This window comes from Laceyella sacchari (genome assembly GCF_024927925.1).
Classification (GTDB): domain Bacteria; phylum Bacillota; class Bacilli; order Thermoactinomycetales; family Thermoactinomycetaceae; genus Laceyella; species Laceyella sacchari.
This window is the reverse complement of the sequence record NZ_CP103866.1, coordinates 586,742-602,501: the sequence shown is the minus strand read 5'-3', so window position 1 is coordinate 602,501 and position 15,760 is coordinate 586,742. Positions and strand designations below refer to the sequence as shown.

General features: G+C 48.9%; 14 protein-coding genes. 7 read left to right on the top strand and 7 right to left on the bottom strand.

What is annotated here, in order from left to right:
• Positions 1 to 124: 124 nt before the first annotated feature.
• A complete protein-coding gene (locus NYR52_RS16700; protein ID WP_211341879.1) occupies positions 125 to 436 on the top strand; it encodes a membrane protein insertase YidC in 312 nt (103 codons plus the stop codon).
• Positions 437 to 686: 250 nt separating this feature from the next.
• On the opposite strand, the gene NYR52_RS03215 is transcribed toward NYR52_RS16700, so the two are convergent.
• Both NYR52_RS03215 and NYR52_RS03210 read right to left on the bottom strand, forming a co-directional pair.
• On the bottom strand, positions 687 to 1,016 hold the full coding sequence (locus tag NYR52_RS03215; protein ID WP_132219640.1) for a DUF2606 family protein: 330 nt from the start codon (positions 1,014 to 1,016) through the stop codon (positions 687 to 689).
• Between the two features lie 398 nt (positions 1,017 to 1,414).
• Positions 1,415 to 1,981 (bottom strand): hypothetical protein, encoded by a 567-nt coding sequence (locus NYR52_RS03210; RefSeq protein ID WP_259436260.1) that lies wholly within the window; start codon positions 1,979 to 1,981, stop codon positions 1,415 to 1,417.
• Positions 1,982 to 2,014: 33 nt separating this feature from the next.
• On the opposite strand from NYR52_RS03210, the gene yidC reads away from it, so the two are divergent.
• Both yidC and NYR52_RS03200 read left to right on the top strand, forming a co-directional pair.
• Positions 2,015 to 2,515, top strand: coding sequence for a membrane protein insertase YidC (gene yidC / locus NYR52_RS03205; protein ID WP_259436259.1), 501 nt, complete (start codon positions 2,015 to 2,017; stop codon positions 2,513 to 2,515).
• A gap of 143 nt (positions 2,516 to 2,658) precedes the next feature.
• Positions 2,659 to 3,114, top strand: a complete 456-nt coding sequence (locus NYR52_RS03200; RefSeq protein ID WP_375163170.1) for a MarR family winged helix-turn-helix transcriptional regulator — start codon at positions 2,659 to 2,661, stop codon at positions 3,112 to 3,114.
• A 128-nt stretch (positions 3,115 to 3,242) separates the two neighbouring features.
• On the opposite strand, the gene NYR52_RS03195 is transcribed toward NYR52_RS03200, so the two are convergent.
• The gene (locus NYR52_RS03195) at positions 3,243 to 4,325 is read right to left on the bottom strand and encodes a thermonuclease family protein (RefSeq protein WP_259436257.1); all 1,083 of its coding nucleotides are present in this window, start codon (positions 4,323 to 4,325) and stop codon (positions 3,243 to 3,245) included.
• A 285-nt stretch (positions 4,326 to 4,610) separates the two neighbouring features.
• Positions 4,611 to 6,293 (bottom strand): cell wall-binding repeat-containing protein, encoded by a 1,683-nt coding sequence (locus tag NYR52_RS03190; protein WP_259436256.1) that lies wholly within the window; start codon positions 6,291 to 6,293, stop codon positions 4,611 to 4,613.
• Between the two features lie 550 nt (positions 6,294 to 6,843).
• On the opposite strand from NYR52_RS03190, the gene NYR52_RS03185 reads away from it, so the two are divergent.
• The 3 genes from NYR52_RS03185 to NYR52_RS03175 all read left to right on the top strand — a co-directional run bounded on the left by NYR52_RS03185 (position 6,844) and on the right by NYR52_RS03175 (position 7,835).
• Entirely contained in the window at positions 6,844 to 7,074 is a 231-nt protein-coding gene (locus NYR52_RS03185) for a DUF2553 family protein (RefSeq protein WP_022737840.1), read from the top strand.
• A gap of 144 nt (positions 7,075 to 7,218) precedes the next feature.
• On the top strand, positions 7,219 to 7,416 hold the full coding sequence (locus NYR52_RS03180; RefSeq protein WP_022737839.1) for a helix-turn-helix transcriptional regulator: 198 nt from the start codon (positions 7,219 to 7,221) through the stop codon (positions 7,414 to 7,416).
• Positions 7,417 to 7,433: 17 nt separating this feature from the next.
• Positions 7,434 to 7,835, top strand: coding sequence for a hypothetical protein (locus NYR52_RS03175; protein WP_022737838.1), 402 nt, complete (start codon positions 7,434 to 7,436; stop codon positions 7,833 to 7,835).
• A gap of 133 nt (positions 7,836 to 7,968) precedes the next feature.
• On the opposite strand, the gene NYR52_RS03170 is transcribed toward NYR52_RS03175, so the two are convergent.
• The gene (locus NYR52_RS03170) at positions 7,969 to 12,285 is read right to left on the bottom strand and encodes a PolC-type DNA polymerase III (protein WP_259436255.1); all 4,317 of its coding nucleotides are present in this window, start codon (positions 12,283 to 12,285) and stop codon (positions 7,969 to 7,971) included.
• Between the two features lie 146 nt (positions 12,286 to 12,431).
• Positions 12,432 to 12,980, bottom strand: a complete 549-nt coding sequence (locus tag NYR52_RS03165; protein WP_132219630.1) for a M15 family metallopeptidase — start codon at positions 12,978 to 12,980, stop codon at positions 12,432 to 12,434.
• Positions 12,981 to 13,196: 216 nt separating this feature from the next.
• Between NYR52_RS03165 and NYR52_RS03160 the strand changes: the two genes are divergently transcribed.
• Positions 13,197 to 14,696 (top strand): class I adenylate-forming enzyme family protein, encoded by a 1,500-nt coding sequence (locus NYR52_RS03160; protein ID WP_132219629.1) that lies wholly within the window; start codon positions 13,197 to 13,199, stop codon positions 14,694 to 14,696.
• Positions 14,697 to 14,816: 120 nt separating this feature from the next.
• Here the strand turns inward: NYR52_RS03160 and NYR52_RS03155 are convergent, their stop codons facing one another.
• Positions 14,817 to 15,746 carry a PD-(D/E)XK nuclease family protein gene (locus NYR52_RS03155; RefSeq protein WP_259436254.1) on the bottom strand — a complete coding sequence of 310 codons (930 nt, stop codon included), beginning with the start codon at positions 15,744 to 15,746 and terminating at the stop codon, positions 14,817 to 14,819.
• Between the last annotated feature and the right edge of the window lie 14 nt (positions 15,747 to 15,760).

The following is a 15,760-nucleotide window of genomic DNA, read 5'->3' as shown; positions in this document are numbered from 1 at the left end:
ATCCGGGCTGGCCGGGACCAAATGGTGAAGCGAATCCTCTTTACCGCGCCGACGCCCCCACGCGAAACAATACGCAAACGGCAATGGCTGACGCGTAGCATAAAAAGAAGAGAAGGGCCTGAGGATGATGAGCACGTTCATCAGGCGCTTTGGCCCCATGCTACTCCTAGCCGCGGCGCTATTGTTGTTGGGCGGATGCCAAGCGCCTGGCACCCACGATCCGGGTTGGTTCGCGGGCCTCTTGGCCGGGCCTTTTACCGACTTGATCAAGATGGTGGCCGGGTTGTTTGGTGACAATTACGGCTTGTCCATCATCATGATCACCCTCTTGATCAGACTGGCGCTGTTGCCAATCATGCTGAAACAGCGTTGTTTTTATCGATTTTCATCTGATGACTGTTGGGTGTATTGTTGCTTATACTCCATCACCATTTGAAGAATCTCATCTGATTTTAGGCGACCCACGGCTTCCAAGGAGGCGATGAATCCGTTTCCTTTCGGATCACCGAACCGTAGTTTACCCAGCGGAAACCCAACAATGCCGTTCCCTGACAGACTACATCATACGAGATCTTACCTCATCGTATTCGTTATTTCATCAGTACTTGGGTGGACTCCTGATAGACATCTCATATCGGACCGTTTCGGTTTACTTAGGAACCAGTCTGAAGGAACTGTCACTGGGTTCACTTGGTAAGTTCGACTATCATCGGTTTATCGGAAATGACAACTTCCTTTTTCATGCTTGGTATTTGTATGATGTACTTTTTATCTGGTACTAACTGTTCTTTAATCTCCCCATTTTCATTGGTTAATCCTGCTTGAGGAATAGCACCTACACTCTCCCTTTCTTCTTCAGGAATAACCATTGTAATGCTGACTGCTATTCTAGAAACGGGCTTCCCTTCTTTATCCAGAACGCGAATAGTAACAGGACTTAACTTAGATTGCTGACTTTCTTCATGGGCACATCCAGCTAACATTAAGCAAACGAGGATACCGGCTAAGATACGCAATGTCGATCCCCTTTCTATAAAAACATATTTATTTTAATTTTATAAATATATATAATCTTTTTGTAACATGAATTTCTTACCTAATTGAACAACGGGAGGATACATTAGTGAAGAAGATTCTTTCCTTTTGTGGCGTCTTGTTGCTTACAGTCACATTTAGTATTTTAAATGTTATTCCTGTTCCCATATGATTGGGTATACTCTACAGACTTTTTTGTCCCATCCCAATGGATAGAATCCACTCCTCCCAGTTCGGATCGAGTTAATTATTCAGATGTTAAACATGATTGGGCGACTTTAGCGTGAGGAACATAAAAAACATATATTGCCTAATGAAGTAGTAAAAAGGCCTTAAGGGTAGTGGGAGTTTTTTTGCTACCCTTTTTTGGTTTCGGACATTACCCCACTTGCATCAATACTTGAACTTCTTCTAACTCCTGATGGTTGAGGGAGAGTATGGCTTTACATGCGATGGTCTGAATCTGATTCCTTATCTGATTGTTCAATATGGTTCCCTCCTTTCTAGCCCCACTGATTCCAGTAGGGCTAGTTTGATTTGGCCATGATGCAAACCTTGGTGATGGCTTCTGGTAGGGTAAAGCGTTTGGGATAGGGTGGGTCACATTCAAACCGTTCAAACCCCACGTGCCCGATCGTTGAAGGGTGGCCTTATACCCATCTGCCAAACTGGACAAGTGGAAGACCCAACCCTCTTTCCTCATGGTCTCAACGAGTAGAAAAGCGTCTTTAACATCCGTTGAGAAGTGAGGAATATAGACGGGTTCCCCATTCTTTACCCACCGGGTCATTTTGAAGGTGGTTTTCTTTTCATCCAAAAATACCCGGCGCAATTCGCTTTCCTCGTATCCCATGATGAGATAACCAACATACTCGTCTAATGCGCGAGAAGGAGGAAGCGCTAAGGCTTCCTCCCGGATAATTCTAGTTACCGTTACGGGTCTCATTGTCTCACCGCTTTGCTAGCGATGAACGAAAAGATGCGTCTCATACAACCCGAATTGCAAAAACTCCAGGAAAGGTACGGTGACAAGCCACACGAAGCGCAACAACAGGAAATGATGCAACTGTACAAAAAGCACGATTTCAATCCCGTGGCGGCATTTGGCTGTTTGCCTCTCCTAGTCCAATTGCCTATCCTGATGGGTTTTTACTATGCGATCATCGGCTCACCTGACATCGCTACACATTCCTTTCTTTGGTTCAACTTGGGACACAGCGATACAGTGATGCCGATCATTGCCATACTGGTCTCCTTATTAAACGTCAAGGTATCTGAGATCGGCTCAATGCCTCGTCAGCAAAAGTCGTTGACCATGCTGAGTTATCTCTCTCCCGTATTCATCGGGCTGATCTCCTTTAACGCCCCGGCGGTATTGCCTTTGTACTGGTCCGTGAGCGGGTTGTTTCCGATCTTTCAACACCTTCTTGCACAACGAATGTACAAAGCAAACAGCGCTACAACGGTTGTAAGCAAATGATTATTGCTAACACGCCCCCTCGACGCAGGGGGCTTCTTTGTTACCATCCTTTCATCAACATCAGCTAAACACAAATAACATTTGACAGAATGTAGAATGATTTATATAAACGAAATAGCTATCCTATCATCGACCATGACGAGGTGGAAAAAGTATTGAATTTGGATAATCATCTGTGCTTCACCATTTATGCCTGTTTTCGCGAGATCAGCCGATTGTACCGCCACATCCTCGATCCCTTGGGCATCACATATACTCAATATTTGGCGTTGTTGGTTTTATGGGAACAAGATGGAGTGACGCTGAAAGAACTGGGGCAGCGGTTGTACCTCGATTCCGGCACCTTAACCCCGCTCATGAAAAAGTTGGAGGCCATGGGATTGGTCACACGAAAACGTTCCACTGAAGATGAGCGGAAAGTGTTGATCCACCTGACCGATGCGGGGAGGAAACTCAAAGAAGACGCCTGCCGGATTCCAGAACAGCTCGTCCAACAAAACGAAATCTCTCCTGAAGAACTGTCCCAATTGATGCAGGAAGCACGACATTTATTCGACCGCTTGCAGAAAGTCACCCGGGGGTTACATCACGACTCCTGAGGCAGGTTCATTCGTATACCTTGGCGCACGATAGCATAAAGCTCCCGACTGCAACCCGATTTCCCCTCAACATACACAAGCGCGTCCGAGCATGCATCTGGGACGCGCTTGTGTGTTCATTTATTCACTTAGCGATTGGCTGCCCCTTTGGTTGGGGTTGCGTCTTGGGTTGCGGCCCAATCCCCACCATCCGGCGAGCGGTACCACGAGCGATCATAACCGGTGGAACTATAGTGGTACCGATCGATGATTGTCCCATTGGGTGCTTTCAACGTAACATCATCTCCACCGCTATTGTTGAAGTAGTTGTTTGTTTCCCATACAAAATAACCTTTGGCGGGAATGGACGTGCCACTCGGGATCACATACGGAGCTCCACCGCCGTCAACCACATCGTCAATCACATAACCGGACAGGTCGATTGTAGAAGAAGTGGGATTGTATATCTCCACAAACTCGTTGGTAAATGTGCTGGAAGGGGCAGGCAGCACTTCATTGATGACTAGGTTTCCCGCAGGTGCCCCTCCGTTGTTCGACTTGGTGTAACCCGCTGCTTTCGCGTCCGCTTCACTGAAGAAAAACACCCGCTTCTCAATGGGCACTTGCTTATAGTCGGCCGGCGCTACATACTTCTTCGTGCTGTAATCACCCACGAATTTGTCTTGAGGTTGCCCAGAGATCCGATCGCGGAATTCAAACGGCAGTTCCTTGATCGGGTTGGCGGTGCTCCACATCCCGCGCCCATTCTGCTTCGCTTCGAGATACGCGTTTTGGTATTCGCTGAAATGCAACAGGTTGGGCCAAATAAAATAAGTGACGGCATGTCCTTGTCGCACCATCTCTTTGTTCACGTCTAAGCTACCTTTGTAGAGATGGGCCAACAAGCGCCCATAAGCGTCTGTTTCTTCCACGTCCGTCTCCACTGTCACTTTGGTACCGCTGGGAAGGAGTTGGGCCAAGTAATTCTTGGCGTTGGTGCCCCAAGGTTCTTGGGACGCGCCTTGATAGTTGGTTTCCGGGGTATCGATGGACAACATGCGCACCTTATTCGTGCCCTTGATGGTCTCTTTCAAATAAACCGTATCCCCATCCACCACACGGTCCACTGTCGCAGTGTACGTGGCCGCCTTCGATGAGGGGGCAAAGACTGAAATACTCGCTCCAATAGCAATCGCAATGATACCGAAAAGCACGGGCAAGCGCTTGTTCATGATGTGAACCTCCTCTTAGAAGTTAAGCACTTACTTTTTCATTTATACCACAAATATATTTCGTTTTTTATAAATATTCTTTGCTGTTATTATACGTTTCTACTAATTTGACAAAAGCCCGCCCTTGGCATCACTTGTTGCCCTTCAAGCTGGTTTAGGCTAAGCCCGAGCACCCCCAATATCATATAAAGTGCCGACAACCTCCTCACTCCAAAAAGTAAGGCTGTCGACCCGGTTCAGAGTCAACAGCCTTTTTTCGATTTCTTCCACCTAAGGCAAATCTAATCAGTCAATCAAGCTTTTCAGATACGATTCCACCGTGGCATTCACCGTTGTGGTGTTGCCGATCAAGTAGAACACATCACGCTTGGTGATGCTTGGCACCGTCTTCTCCAGGTACGATTTCACCATGGGATCCAATTTGTCCCGGTAGGTGAGCAACATCGGAGAATAGATGCTAGCCGCCATCGGACTTCCGGAGATGGCATCTGGGAAATCCAGTCCGGTGGCAAAGACGATGTTGCTGGGGTCCATCAAGCCGTATTGTTCATCATAGAAGTAGTTGGCGATGTTCACACCCACTTCAAAACGGTTGGCTCCGCTGATGCGATCAACCACGCCGCCGAAGGACTGGAGTTTATTTTTCACTGTGTCGGACACGGTACTCGGTCCGCCGACAATGATGAAGTTTTTAATGCCGTTGGCTTTGATGTAAGTCTCGATAGAAGCCGGAATGGAGTTGGTCGACACTTCCAAGATCGGCAAAGGAATTTGGCCGGCCGGGCTGGATGCGGACAAGGCGTCAGGATAGTTCAACCCGCTGGCAATGATAGCTGTATCGGTTTCAAAACCATCTGCTTTGATCCGGGACGCGATGTTGGCGGAAACCACGAAGCGGTCTGCACCAGCGATTCGTTCCACAGTCATACCCATGTTTCTCAATGTGTTTTCCACTGCAGTGGACACCGACCCAGTTCCGCCCAAGATGATGGCGCGGGACGGTTGCAACCGTTTGATCTCCGCAGTAATTGGTGCAGGCAAGGCATTTGTGGTGGTAAGGAGCATCGGCGCAAAGTTCAACGCCGCCAGCGGCCCACCTGCCAAGGCATCCGTATACAAATCCCCACGCGCGAGCACAATCGTATCCGCACCATAAGGGAATGCCTCCTTGCTCACGTTAGCCGACACCGCATAGCGATCAGCACCGGCAATACGCTTCAACCCTGGAGCAGTCACCGTATGGCTTTGCACCACCATGTTGCCTGTCGCCGTGGTTGCCCCCAAATCCACCCCGTGGTAACCGGTGGAAACTGTAATTTGCTTGTTGAAGCTGGTGCTGTTGAACAAGATGTCATCCGAACCGTCTAGCGCATAAAAAGTGTTGCTGGCATTCGTAGCGCTTCCGCTCAGTGTCAAAGCCGTGGTATTCTTCGGCAAACGATGATCGATGTTTTTTGGGCTGGTCACATTCAGCGTTGGCAACTGGGTGTCCATCTCCATGGTGACACCGCTGACGCTCAAGCTGTAGCTAACCGGCGCATCGGACATGCTGAAGACTACAAAGTGGTAGGTGCCCGCCGTCAATGTATCTCCAGAGAAGTATTCATTGCCGGTCTCTTCGTTCACGACAACATATCCGTAATCATCCGATGCCGGCTCGGTGACGTTTAAGGTACCGCCTTTCGTCACCTGCATTTTGTAAGAGTGAAAATTGCTCGGCTTCAGGGTGTTAGCCACCGTGACTTGCGTTACGGCCGTCATGGCGCGCACGGTTTTCTGAGAGAAAGAACTCGTTTTTTTCTGTTTATACGTTTCTAGTTTATGAATGGTTTTGAGACGCAACGAATTTACCATTTCATCAGCCAAGTTCACCTTTTTGCTTGGCGCGGCATCAGTCAACGCCGGTTGCACAAGAAAGGAACCGATGACAGCTGTGGCTAGGACGCCTGTAAAAAACTTTTTCTTCAAGAGAAAATCCCCTTTCTAGTCAATCATCCACTGCATCCACTATATTCATTCGCATATTCTTTTCAATTTGGGACGCCTTTCACCAAAAATTTGTGACAAATTATAGCGGGAACGACACTGATGCAACACGCCGCTTTTCGCACCTTTCAGCTCTCTGGCCACTGAGCAATAATAGTTATTTAACGATAATAATTCTAATTTGATATTGACAATAATTATCACTGTTTGTTATCTTGATATTACACCGGTAAACAAGGAAGCATCGCCATGATGCAACAACAAGTGGAACTCCTGCACCATCATACCCACTAGGGTGTGAATGCCAAATCAAGTTAGAGAGAAGAAGCAACGGAAAACTCTTTTCTCGAGGAGCGACAGCCGCTGGCCTATTTATAGACACGGAAAATGGGCTTATTCGTTTTCAGATGACCACTGACGGGGATGTCGGTCGCAATACAGAAGAAGTGTTGCATGTCCTACAAGCGTTGCAATCAGGCGGGCCATGTGCGGCTAATGGGAAACCAAACAAAAAATGAGGAGGATGGCAAACATGCAAAGAAAAATAAATGTGACTGACCAAGTGAAAATCAAATTGGACAATGGAAAATTGGTATTTTCCCTCGGGAGCCATGTGATCGGCGAAATGCGTGTTTCAGATGAAGGGCTTGCGCTCTCGCCAACGTACCAACTGGAAAGCGGACAGCTGTATCAATTAACAGCCAAGCCAGCTACTTCCACCGCTGATTCATATGTCGAGCATTGTGATCTAGGCTGGTGCTAATCATCAGCAGCCCATGTCCAACAGGTCCGCCCGCGTGGCGGGCTTTTTTAGCTTTTATATGTAAAAAATATTTGACATCGAGTCGACGGGGCGGTACACTCAAAATGTAAAATATATTTTACATAATTGAAACAGAGGAAGCCTATGGAAAATCAAATCAAAGCTTTGAGAAAAATGCATGGCCTGTCGCAAGATGAGTTGGCCAAAGCATGCAATGTCTCACGCCAAACCATCAATGCGATTGAAAACAACAAGTATGACCCCAGCTTAGCCTTGGCGTTCCAATTGGCGGCTGTGCTGGGTGTGACTGTGGACCAATTATTCCAGTTCAAAAAAAGTTGACATCTTGGAGGGATAAGATGAAAAAGCGGTTATCACGTTCGCCCATTCTCATCACATTGGTAGGGTTGTTATGTCTGTTGGTCATCGGATTGAATACGGTTGAATATTTGCGTGGCGAACCGTTTGATCAAGGGGATGTCATGACGCTCGTCATGCTATTTGTGCTGGCGCTGCACCTGTTCACTTGGGGAACCGATTTCAAAATGGCAAACGATGAGATGGGGAAACAAATCACCCATCACAGCGCCACCATTAGTTACCATATTTCCGTTCTCGGTTTGTTTGTCTTTTGGATTGTCGATCGGATTGTGTTCTTACGAAAAGGGGATTTCGGCAACATCTCTTTGTTTGCGGCCTTATGTTTTGTACTGGTTCTACACCCTTTAGTCCAATTTTTTGTAGCGCGTAGATACAGATAATCCATATCTTCTTAACAACCAACCCCGCTTTCAACCGAAGGCGGGGTTGATCGCGTTGGCAAAACAGCGATGATGCTCAGGCACCATATACAAAAAGCCCCCTCTTTAAGAGAAGGGGGCTTTATCTTTTCATTTAAAACAACGCTAATTGATTGCTTTGCGGTAAACCTTCCAGACACCCCAAGCGATCAAGCACTTCCACCACGGTACTGGACAGGCGCGCCCGCTTTTGCAAGTCATCTTTTGAGAGGAACTCGCCCTCTTTGCGCGCTTCCACGATATTTTGTGCGGCGCTCTCACCCACACCCGAAATCGAAGCGAAAGGCGGCACAAGCTCACCATCGATCACCGTAAATTTCTCCGCTGGCGAACGATAAAGATCCACCGATTTGATCTTGACACCGCGCGCATACATTTCCTGCACCAATTCCAACACCGTCAAGAAAGCCTTCTCCTTCGCTGACGCTTGGAATCCTTTCTCATTGATCTCTTTGATCAAACGAGATACATGATTATATCCTTTGAGTACCTCTTCGATGTCAAAGTCTTTCGTTTTGGTGGAGAACAAAGCCGCATAAAACTCTGCTGGATAATACACCTTGTACCAACCGATCCGCACCGCCGCAGTCACATAAGCAGCAGCGTGGGCCCGCGGGAACATGTACTTGATCTTCTGGCAGGAACCGATATACCACTCCGGTACGTTGTTTTGCCGCATCAAGTCCGCCTCTTCCTCAGTCAAGCCTTTTCCTTTACGCACCTTCTCCATGATTTTGAAGGCCGCTTTGGCTGGCAAGCCCATGCGGATCAGATACAACATGATATCGTCGCGACAGCAGATTGCTTCTGACAGGGTACAAACACCCTCATTGATCAAATCCTGTACGTTTCCTTGCCATACGTCCGTTCCGTGTGACAGCCCGGAAATGCGCACCAGTTCACTAAAGCGTTTGGGTTTGGCATCTTTGAGAATCCCGCGGGCAAAGTAGGTACCAAACTCAGGAATGCCCAGGGTACCGTGTTCAATGCCATTGATGTCTTCGGGACTGATCCCCAAACTTTTGGTGCTACGGAACAGTTCGATCACCTTGGGATCACCGAGCGGCACTTTGGTCGGGTCGATGCCCGTCATTTCGTGCAGATAACGTTGAATCGTCGGCCCGGTATGGCCCAACAGGTCCAACTTTAAGATTTTCCCGCTGATCGCGTTGTAATCAAAGTGCGTCGTGATCGTGCCCGACTTCATATCATCGGCTGGATGCTGAATCGGGGTAAAGTCAAAGACTTCTTTATTTTGGGGCACAACCATCAGTCCCCCCGGATGCTGACCCGACGAACGTTTGACCCCAACGCATCCTTGCGCCAGCCGATCCAGCTCCGCTTGCCGCAAGGTGATCTCTTTTTGCTCCGCGTATTTTTTGGCGTACCCATATCCTGTTTTTTCTTGGACGGTGCCCACCGTCCCCGCGCGGTAAATATAAGCTTTGCCGAACAATTCCTCGGTGTATTGGTGAGCCCGAAGTTGATACTCGCCGTCAAAGTTGAGATCGATATCGGGCGCCTTGTCCCCTTCAAAGCCCAGGAAGGTTTCAAAGGGAATGTCGTGTCCGTCTTTCCACAGGTCCGTCCCGCACTTCGGACATTTCTTGTCAGGCAAATCAAATCCGCTCTCATAAGAGCCATCGGTGATAAACTCACTGTACTGGCAACTCTCGCAACGATAGTGCGGAGGCAACGGATTCACTTCAGAAATGAAGCTCAAGGCCGCGACCAATGAAGACCCAACCGATCCCCGCGAACCGACCAAAAACCCGTCTTGGAGCGATTTGTACACGATTTTTTGCGAAATCATGTACAACACGCTAAACCCGTGTTTAATAATCGAACCCAGCTCTCTCTCCAACCGGCTTTTGACGATTTCCGGCAACGGGTCTCCATACCATTTTTTAGCGGTGCTGTAACAAATCTCCGTTAATTCTTCTTCTGCCCCTTCCAGCTCAGGGGTAAATGTTTCATCCGGGAACGGCTTGATACCATCGTCGATCTGATCAGCGATCAACTGGGTGTTGGTGACCACCACTTCCTTCGCTTTCTCCGCCCCCAGATAGGAAAACTCCTCCAACATCTCATCGGTCGTCCGCAAATGCGCCTTTGGCAACGGTAATTGCGGCTTAGCACCGGTCTGGTTCATCGCGATGATCTCACGGAAGATGGCTTCATGCTCGTCCAAGTAATGGCTGTTGGATGTAGCAACAACAGGCTTGCCCAACCGTTCCCCGATTTCGACCAACAACCGATTGGCTTCACGGAGGCGCTCCGGGCTTTCCACCAACCCTTTCTCAACCAGATGCATGTTGTATTCGACAGGTTGGATTTCAAGGTAATCATAAAAGCGGGCAATTTCTTCAACCTCGCTGGGCGCCTTGTTAAGCGCCGCTTCATACAATTCCCCTCGCTCACAGCCGGAACCGATGATCAGCCCTTCCCGGTGTTTTATCAATTCGCTACGCGGAATGCGTGGCACCCGGTAGAAATACTTCAAATGCGACATCGAGATCAGTTTGTACAAATTTTTCATGCCTTCCTGGTTTTTCACCAACAAAATGGCATGAAATGGCCTCATCCGCGTATAATCGGTATCGTTGCGTTGTTCATTCAATTCAGCCAGATTGGTGATGCCTTTCTCTTTGGCCATGAGAAGCATCTTCCACAAGATATGCCCTGTGGCCTCCGCATCGTAGATGGCCCGGTGATGTTGCTCCAACTTCACTCCCAACTTATCAGCCAATGTGTTTAAGCGATGGTTACGCAAGGTTGGAAACAGAAAACGAGCCAACTCAAGCGTGTCCAAAACCGGGTTGGTGACCGGCTTTTCACCGATGCGTTTCACCGCTTCTTGCAAAAAGCCCATGTCAAAGCGAGCATTGTGAGCGACTAAAACACTGCCTTCGATAAAGGACAGAAAACGGGCAATCACATCATCAATCTCCGGGGCGTCTGTCAGCATATCATCCGTGATGTGGGTCAGCTCGATGATCTGTTGCGACAGTTTTCTGTGGGGATTGGCGAATTCGGAGAATGTGTCGATAATCTCCCCATTCTTTAACTTGACAGCAGCCAATTCGATGATGACATCATGCACCGCCGACAACCCTGTGGTCTCCACGTCAAACACCACATAGGTGTCGTCAGCGAGCACCCGGTCAGCCGCATTCATCACCATCGGCACCCCGTCGTCAACCACATTGGCTTCCAATCCGTACAACACTTTAACCCCATGTTTTTTGCTGGCGTCATAGGCGTCAGGAAACGCTTGCGCCCCACCGTGGTCGGTAACTGCCACCGCACGGTGTCCCCACTTCGCTACACGCTCAATCACTTTGCCAACGGCGGTGATGCCATCCATGGTGGACATGGAGGTGTGCAAGTGCAACTCCACCCGCTTTTCTTCAGCCGTATCCATCCGTTCAGGGACATGAACCTCCATCAGATCGCTAACCATCATGACCAACTCACGGGAAAACGTGTCAAACTGCACAGAACCGCGTACCTTCAGCCAGTCCCCGTCCTTGATCATGGCAATGATCTGTTCTTGCTCTTTTTCACGAGGAGAAGCGAAGAATTTGCAAGCGATGGAATTGGTGTAGTCGGTGATGTTAAACGTCAACAGCTTCCTTCCGCTCTTCAATTCCTTAACTTCCGCTTTGAACACTTTCCCTTTGATCGTCACTTTCCGCTCTTCTTCAGTAATGGAAGCGATCGAAACCGGTTCATCCTGGATCGCGTAACCGATCTTCTTCTCCAGCACAGGACTAGGTGCGTCAGGCTTTTCTCCCGATTTGGCCTTCTCCGCCCTTTCTTTCTGTTCAGCCAGCGCTTGCGCCACTAGCTGCCGCTCTTCTTGTTGCTTCTTCTCCTGAAAATAGGCGGCTGGCGAAACCTCTGACTCAGGCTTTTCACATACGAAACGCACCCGCAACTCCGCTCCAGTGATCCGCTGGTAACAACGGGCGATGTGCCGTTCCAATCCACGTTGCTCCGCCATTTGCAGTGTGGCCGGATTGGGGAAATCGATACGGATCACCCCATCATGAATCCGCCACTCTGTCTGTCCAAACCATGTGGAAGCGGCCGGGGCAACTCTTTCCTGAATCCACCGCTGGATAAAGCCCTTGTACATATTCAATACGGTGTCATGATCTATGTGATCATAGTCAAACAACACGTTGACTTGGATGTGTGGTTGAAAATGTTTTTTAATCCGAACTTGGAATTCCTGCCAGATCCCCGCATCAATCGGTTCTGGCAAGCGGATTCGGATTTTCCAGGCTTGTGCAGCCCGGTCGACCAGGACTTCAGTAATTGTTCCATCTTTGAATTGTTGGTCTAACCATTCTGTCGGCAATTGGACTTCCTTAAACAAATTCACTAACGCCTCTTGCCCCGTCATCCCCTCACCCCTGATCTTTTCGTTACAAAGACGAGTTTACCAAAAAGTTGAAGTCCCGACTATATCAAAAACCGCTCGTGGCAAATGAAAAAACAGGATATGAGGCAAAGATTTTCCGCCACCGTGAGTAAACTTGAAGGATGGGCTTACCACCAACCCATCCACACTCTCCATCTCTTGGCAAGCATCAATTCGACGATTGACTGCCCAAAGGTCATTTCCAAATGCGGGTAATCCTTAAATCCCTTCCAATCCCCGCCCCACGCAAAGCCCAGCGCTTTGGCTTCTTGCACGACTTCTTCCCAATCGGGCACCCCATTCCCATTGCCATCTTTCTCCACATCCCAACTTAGACGCTTCTGTTTGGGATCATATAACGCAAAATCCACTGCCAGTCCGTAATTGTGGTAGGACTCGCCCCCTTGAGCATAGGTCACTACCCTCCCCGGCTTTGTCCGGCCTTTGGCATAAAGTTGATCTTGTTTCGCAAATGAGCGGAACCCTTCTGTGATCTGGATGTAAATCCCTCGTTTCCTGCAATTCTCGATCAATTGCTCCTTGGCCTGGGCCACTTGGGGATGCAAACCAGCCACTGAGTACTGCGCCGTCAGCACCCGCCAACAAACGACCATCAAAATCACTCCGACTACGACCACCGCTGTGCCCAGCCAGATGCGCAAACTTCTCTTTTTCATTTGCGCCGCTCCCTCTCATTTTTTAAAAAATTGAATACATCTCGCATCCTTTTCCCAATTTTAACTGAGCCCAATCCCCCCAACAATCGCTTTCTATCAAAGGTCTCTAATGAAAAAACCAACACAATCGGAAACCCGCTGATGATTGCTACTTGTGACCTGCTAGTTTAATATATATTGTGTGAAATCTGAATTTTTATCAACTGGGGTGATTGCATGTATCCAGTGGGGGAATTTCTTAGAAGAAGAGCAAACTTTTCACCCAATCTTGAGGCATTGGTTTCCAATGAAACCCGCATCACCTACCGTGAATATAACCACCGTGTCAATCAAGTGGCCCACTACTTGTTGTCGGAAGGAGTGGAAAAAGGGGAGCGCATCGCTGTATTATGCGCGACTGACCACCCTTTTTGCACCCTGTTTTACGCGATTGCCAAAGTGGGGGCCATTCTCGTCCCAATCAACTATCGGTTAACGTCGACAGAAATCGATTGGATGGTGGAATCAAGCAAGCCCCGTTTCCTGTTCTATGACGAGGCGTTCTCCAACATCGTTGATTCACTGTCCACCGATATAGAAAAGAAAATCAAAGTCAGCATTGGCGATGAACTCGATCCTTCGTTTGGGCAAATTTTCACCTTTTATCCCGACACGGAACCTTACATAGAGATAGATATGGAAGAAACTTGTGTGATCACGTTTACTTCCGGCACAACCGGCAAACCGAAAGGGGTGTGTACCACTCACGCCAATCTGTACCACGCCACGATGGCCTCCATGTTGGCTACGCAACCTGCCTATGGCAACCGACAATTAGCCTCATCCCCATTGTTTCACATCAGCGGGGTGTGCACAATTTCAGCGGCACCGCTATTTGCCTCCACGCTGGTCTTCATCCCCCACATCCATCCGGCTTATATATTGGATATGGTGGAAAAAGAAAACATCAACACGCTGTTCGCAGCGCCATCCCTGCTTCACCTGATGTTGCCTCGCTTGCTAAAGTCCGGCCAGGACTTCGCAACATTGAAAGAAATATACAGCGGCGGCTCTCCCGTTCCCGAATCGCTGATTAAACAATTTGATGCCTTGGGTTATCCGCTCAATGTGGGATATGGGACAACCGAATGCACCGGGGGTGTGACTTTTTGGCAATCACGCGACATGGATCACATCGGTTCAGTCGGCAAACTTCTCGTGGGCGAAATCAAAATTATCGATCCCGATACAAACCAAGAGCTACCGCCAGGCCAAATCGGTGAGATCGTGGTAAAAGGCCCTTTTGTGTTCAATGGATATTGGAACGACTTTGAAGCAACCCGCAACGCCCTAAAAAATGGATGGTTTCACACCGGAGACGCAGGCAAGATCGATGAGGAAGGATATTTGTACATTGTTGATCGGTATAAAGACATGATCGCGACAAGCGGAGAAAAAGTGTTTCCCGCGGAAGTGGAAGCCGTTATTCATCAGCTCGATGGCGTGGTAGAAGTAGCGGTAATCGGGGTGCCAGACCCGGTTTGGAGCGAGCTTGCCCGGGCTTATGTGGTAAAAGCGCCTGAGTCAGATCTCACCGAAACCGATGTCCTCGAGCATTGCCACTCCCGTTTGGCCAAATACAAACTCACCCAAGTGCAATTTATCGATCAATTACCCAAAAACGGCATGGGCAAAGTATTGAAATATGTGTTGCGCAAACAAGCACGGCAAGAATAAAGCATAGCCGAAAAAGGAGGCCTTTTCTCCTCTTTCGGCTATTTCATCTTCCGGAATTAACAATTTGAGTAAATATAGCGCAAACCATTCTTCCCTTACCATCATGACAACAAAGTGCTTTCATCGGCGTGCACGACAAACTTCTTGAAAATTGCACCACTGGCACGTCTGCTCGTCAGAAGTGGGGGGGAAAGCCTCCTCCGGCAAAGGGGCGTTCCGATCTGGATCAGCCAGTAACTCTCTCATCTCTCGCACACTGGCATGCATCCGCCCTAAGGCCTCATCCATATCTTGCTCAGTGATACCAAACTGTTCGCACTCCCCCGTCAACAAGTATTCAGCGCGTAATTCGATCTGTGACAAAGGAACATGGTAGCATTGGTGCAGATACAACCCATACCACTTGAGTTGCGTAGCATGGGCATCCTCTTTTTCACCCGTCTTCCAATCGACGACCACCCATTTCTCCCCAACCCGATAAATCCAATCCACTTTGACGTACACCTTCGTCTCTTCCAAAATCCACTTGCTCAAATGTTCTGCCTCTACTGTTTCCGCGGTAGCAGAGTCACAACGCTCACGCAGGCTGGTGCTTTGCAAAAGATGGCGGATGCACAGCGGCAACCTCTCTTTCAATTCGGCAATCAATACCGCCGGGAGCGTCCCTCCATAATAAAGTTCATGCAACATGGTCCGCCGCGTTGGCATTTCCCACCATTCCACCGGGTCCCGCGAATCCCGCACGGCTTGGTTTAACAACATGCGCGCGATATGTTGCAATTCCTCCTCCCCCGGCAAAGCACGTTCCCGCTCCCAACGCTGCAAGGCCACATGAGCCAGGCGGTGCATCACTTCACCGAACACAAGGTTCAATGTACGCAATTGTTTCAGCCGATATAGACGTTTCGCTTCATCGGAGGCCTCCGCCAGCCAACCCGGATAGGAACCGTAGTAGTTGTAGTAATACTTACGCTTGCACTCCGTCAACAGATGGTGCCGTGATTGCGACCAAGACCACTCTGGATATGCCGGAATCTGTCCCATCGTCATCCGTCCGCTCCCCG